This is a genomic window from Candidatus Dependentiae bacterium, from assembly GCA_013821315.1.
Lineage (GTDB): Bacteria > Babelota > Babeliae > Babelales > Babelaceae > JACDHA01.
The window spans coordinates 1-4,894 of sequence record JACDHA010000042.1; the positions used below are offsets into that span (position 1 = coordinate 1).

Genomic DNA, 4,894 nt, shown 5'->3' on the forward strand with positions numbered 1-4,894 from the left:
TTGCTGCTTAAGGCTGGTGCTGACATTAACGTTCAAGATGAGTACGATGAAACTCCCTTCAATTTAGCAATACGTCGTAAAAATGGTGAAATGGTTAAAGCCTTATTAGAAGCAAACCCAGACCTTGTTATTAAAGATGATACGGGTCTAATTAACGGCTTACTCTATTAGAAGTGGCTTCTAAATCTGCTAAGGGTATAGAAGAGATAATTAAAGAATATATAAATAAAAAACGTGCATTATTATTAAGTCAACTAGAGCAAAATGGTTATTAGCTTGTTGTTCTAGCATTAAAAGATGGCTCTATTGTAGATTCAGTCGATAAAGATGGTAATAATTGGTTGCATTATGCTATACAAGCTAGAAATTCAAACGTAATGAATGTATTGGTATCTCTTCTTGATGGGCAATCATTAAACAAATTGTTAAATAGATCAAATAATCAAGGTGTGACTCCAATACAGTTAGCTTTAGAAAAAGGAATTGTGCATGAAATATTGATACCTCAAAGTTTAAAGAATTAATTTAATAAAAAGATACAATAAGGGCGGTTACCTAAGGAACCGCCCTTATTATAAGATAACGTTATATTTAATCTAATTACCCGTATAAGTAACCTTGCTCGTGGCAAATGAAAAGTAGTTGTTGTCGTTTGTTTTATTGAGTGCACCGGAAAACCCCGTTGCTTTAGCACGGGGATGCAAGGTGCTTTTTGTCTGTATTTAGTGTATACTTAAAGAATGGAAATACTACAAAAAGTCTTCACTTATAAGCTTGATCCTTCACGTTCTACGCAGCAACTCTTTATCCAATGTGCTGGCTCTACTCGTTATATCTATAATTATGGATTAGCGCTACTTAAGCATGCTCTTGAGACAGAAAAAAAGCTGTTAAGCTATAAAGATATAGCAAATAAGTTACCAGGTCTTAAAAAACAGTAAGAGACAAGTTGGCTTAAAAAGCTCCCTTCTCAAATTCTGCAGCAGGCTCTTAAAGACTTAGAAAGTGGTATGAAGCACTTTTGCCGTCGGCTTAAAAAAAAAGAAAAGCCAGGATTTCCTAAATTTAAAAAAAGAGGTCAAAAAGATTCTTTTCGTTATCCTCAAGGTATAAAGATTAACGGTAATGCAGTATTTTTACCAAAGACAGGGTGGATAAACTTTACCAATACAAGACCTATTGAAGGCACCATAAAACAAGCAACAATAAAAAGAGATGGCTCACACTGGCTTATTCATATTGCGTGTGCTGTACCAGTAGAGATAGTATATGCTCCAGTATCAGAAGATAAAGCTATTGGTATAGATTTAGGGTTACTTTCATTTGCTCATATGTCTGATGGTACTGTTATAGATAATCCACGCTGTTTAAAGCATGAGCTTAAGCAACTTCGTTATCTACAAAGAAGCTGTGCTCGCAAACAAAAAGACAGTAGTAACAGAAAAAAGTCCATAGTAAAGATAGCTCAGTTGCATAGAAAGATAAGAAATAAAAGAAAAGATTTTTTGTATAAAGTATCAACAGTAGTAGTCAAAAACCACGGCGTTATAGCTGTAGAAGATTTACATGTTAAAGGCATGATCAAAAACAGGCATTTGTCACGCTCTATAGCTGATGTAGGATGGAGTTCATTCTTGCAATATTTAGAGTATAAGTGTCATTGGCAAGGTAAGCATTTTGTACGTGTTAATAGATTTTTACCTTCAAGTAAAATGTGTTCATCATGTAGCATTCAGAAAGACATGCCACTTAAGCTAAGAACCTATACTTGTAGTTCATGCTCTCTAATAATTGATAGAGATCTTAATGCAAGTAAAAATATAAGGTCGGCTGGAATATCCGCCCTCAAAACCTGTCGAGCGAATAGCATTGGCTTACGCAATGAAGCAGGAATCACCGGCTTTTAAGCCCTCATCATTACCCACATTTTGGTATACTTAAAAATAGAGAGCAAGTAGTTCAAATTTTTAAGGAAAAGAATGTGGGATATTTTTAACACTACAAAATGCGCACAAGAAAATTGGCATAACAGCAAATTAGGAGATACTCGGCGTAACAAAAGAGTTATTGAATTAGCCAAAGCATTACTTGATAAGCCAAGTGAAAGTTTGCCATGTCAAATAAGTCAATGGAAAGATCTTAAAGGAGCATACAGACTGTTAAGTTCAAGCAAAGTTAACCATCAGTCGCTTCAAGAGGAGCACTGGCATAATACTTTGCTCAAAGCAAGAGAAAGACAGAAAACAATCCTTTTTATTCAAGACACATCGGAACTAGATTATAGTAAACATACATCCAGCAAAGATTTGGGATATATTGGTAATCATGGTGGAAAAGGCATGTTGTTCCATACTTGTTTAACTGTTGAGTATGAAAAAGCAACATCAGCAGTTTTAGGACTTGCTTATCAATATGCTTGGACAAGAAATAATAAAACAACAACAAAACATACAGAAACTCGCTTACAAACTAGCCAAAGATGGAACGAGGGTAAATTTTGGGAGCAAACACTTACACAAATCGGCACCCCTCAAAATAATTGGGTTAATGTTGGAAATCGTGGTAATGATATTTTTACTTTTATTAGGTTTTGCAAAAATAGCTCTTGGAATTATGTAATAAGAGCAAAACACAATCGCAAAATTATTACCCAGAACAACCAACAAGAAAAGTTATTTGTTTGGATTAAAAGCTTACCACAGAAAGCAGTTAAAACTATTACACTTAATCAACAAGAAATAGAGTTATCTATAAGTTGGGAAAAAATAAAAATAAGCACACCCAAAAACGGCTTTAAAAAAAGTAATTATGAAGAAATTGAAGTTTGGTGTATTCGCTGTTGGCAAGAAAATAATAATCTAGAATGGGTACTCTTAACCAATATACCAATACTATCGACAGATGAAGCTTTAGAAAAAATAGAATGGTATAAATCAAGATGGCTTATTGAAGAATATCATAAATGTCTAAAAACAGGATGCAATATTGAAAAACGGCAGCTAACAACAGCTCACGGATTACTGTCTTTATTGGCATTACTCTCAATAATTGCTACAAAATTAATAGAATTAAAGTTTTTAGTACGTAATAGCCCAGAAGATAAAGCCAGAAATGCTATTCCACAACTAATCTTACGAATGATTTGTGCTCGATTTAGGTTATCAGAAGAAAGTGTAACATTGCGTCAAGTTTGGCATAAAATTGCAAATCTTGGTGGATTTATAGGAAGAAAGTCTGATGGAGATCCAGGTTGGCAAACACTTTGGAAAGGTTGGCTTCGCGTGCTTGATATGGTAGCTGGAGCAGAGTCTTTAAGTATACCAAAATGTGGGTAATGATAAGGCTTAAAAAGCCGTGTGGTTTTCTGGCAATTTTAATAAATATAGTGATTTTGGTGGAGAAAACCCTCTCACACGATGTGTAGATAAACCTCAGCTAAATGATCTGTTAGAAGAGCTTCTTAAAAAGGGTGCTAATCCTAATAGTAAGCATGGTAAGATAGAGAATGCAAATCATTTTTTTATGATTAGAGTAAATTATTCTATCTATAAAAAACTATTCTCAAGCTGTTTCTTATCTGTTGTTATTGATTAACGAAGTGAGTATATGGTCTTGCCATGTACCATTTAAGCATAAATAGTCTCGTGCATAGCCTTCCACAGTAAAGCCTAAACGACGCAATAGTCTGCCACTTCTTTCGTTGGTTGGTACATAGTTTGCCATAGTACGATGAAGCTTAACTTCGTTAAAGATATACGTCAGGCAGGCTCAATCGTTGTGTTTGCATATACCTCCATTACCTATTTTTGCAGTAACTTTTGTCTGTTTTGCTCAATGGAATAAAAAACAGAATAGGAACTATCAATTTGGCTTAGCTCTTGTTCCATATTCTCTTTTAGTGTAGTCCAAAGAGTATTATTTGTTAAGCTCGTATCTTTTTCTAACCGCTCTTTTACCCCTTGTAAATGATCATTAATAAGGTGGCGCATAGTGGTAGCGGTAGTAAGTGGACTAGAACCGGTGTTTGCAAATAAGCCTTCTATATAATCTTTGCGTTCTATTGTAGTGCCATTAATCCACTCGTGAGCTAACAAATGAAATGGAGCTGTTTCTTTAACTACGTGTCTGTAGGTCGCTTCAGCGTCATCATATACTTCTTGATTTGTACGATGATTCCACTTATATAACTTATAGCGTTCCCATTCAGAAGCAGCTATACATCCTAAACCAAGAAGTAACTCCAAACATCCAAAAAGTGACAGCATATAACTGCGCTTGTTTGCCGTATACACTATATGCCCAAAGTTATTTCGCTGTTTAGTATCACCTGTGTAAAGTCCTATGTAGGTACACAGAAGTCCTCCAAATGCTAGTGAAGTACACACAGCTATATCATTACCATCTGTTGTCTTCAAAATAATACTTATATCAGGTCCAGGGTTTAATTTAAATTGAGTTCCTGTTAAAGGCATTACGCCTACAGTTAAAGAAAGGGTTAAGCAGATTATTTGTTTTATCATAGAAAGCCTAAGTATTTTACTCTTTTAATGTATATTCACTTTTAATAATTATTTTTAAAATAAGCTATATTGTTAATAAGTACAACAGGCTTAGTGTGCCATTTGATAACACAAAATACAATTTTTATTATTAATAGTAATTTCTAAACAGAGCAAAGGTATTTATGAAATATGTTATTTTTATACTCTTAACAGGCAGTATATTCTATACCCAGAGTATGGATTCATTTTTACGCTTTTTTAATTATACTTCAACAGCTACTCATAAACTTTTTAAAGCAGCAAGTACTAATGACGTAACTGGAATGGTCACTGCTTTAGCTAACGGAGCAAAAATTAATGCACATGATGCTGATGGTGATACACCACTGCAT

The 4,894-nt window shown here is 34.3% G+C and carries 6 protein-coding genes and 1 pseudogene; 5 read left to right on the plus strand and 2 right to left on the minus strand.

The window, feature by feature from the left end; all coding sequences use genetic code 11:
- From H0X48_06695 to H0X48_06710, 4 genes are all read left to right on the plus strand, one after another.
- Positions 1-171 (plus strand): ankyrin repeat domain-containing protein (locus tag H0X48_06695; GenBank protein ID MBA3954979.1); only part of this gene is annotated, 171 nt, incomplete at its 5' end.
- A 569-nt stretch (positions 172-740) separates the two neighbouring features.
- Positions 741-941, plus strand: a complete 201-nt coding sequence (locus H0X48_06700; protein MBA3954980.1) for a helix-turn-helix domain-containing protein — start codon at positions 741-743, stop codon at positions 939-941.
- Positions 942-1,010: 69 nt separating this feature from the next.
- Complete coding sequence (gene tnpB / locus H0X48_06705; protein MBA3954981.1) at positions 1,011-1,907, plus strand: IS200/IS605 family element transposase accessory protein TnpB; 897 nt, start codon at positions 1,011-1,013, stop codon at positions 1,905-1,907.
- 72 nt (positions 1,908-1,979) lie between these two features.
- A complete protein-coding gene (locus tag H0X48_06710; GenBank protein MBA3954982.1) occupies positions 1,980-3,335 on the plus strand; it encodes an IS4 family transposase in 1,356 nt (451 codons plus the stop codon).
- Positions 3,336-3,573: 238 nt separating this feature from the next.
- Here H0X48_06710 and H0X48_06715 read toward each other — a convergent pair.
- A pseudogene (locus H0X48_06715) lies at positions 3,574-3,768 on the minus strand (GNAT family N-acetyltransferase).
- 32 nt (positions 3,769-3,800) lie between these two features.
- Positions 3,801-4,520, minus strand: coding sequence for a hypothetical protein (locus H0X48_06720; protein MBA3954983.1), 720 nt, complete (start codon positions 4,518-4,520; stop codon positions 3,801-3,803).
- Positions 4,521-4,684: 164 nt separating this feature from the next.
- Here H0X48_06720 and H0X48_06725 point away from each other — a divergent pair.
- Positions 4,685-4,894, plus strand: a 210-nt coding sequence (locus H0X48_06725; GenBank protein ID MBA3954984.1) for a hypothetical protein, incomplete at its 3' end; no start/stop codon positions are given.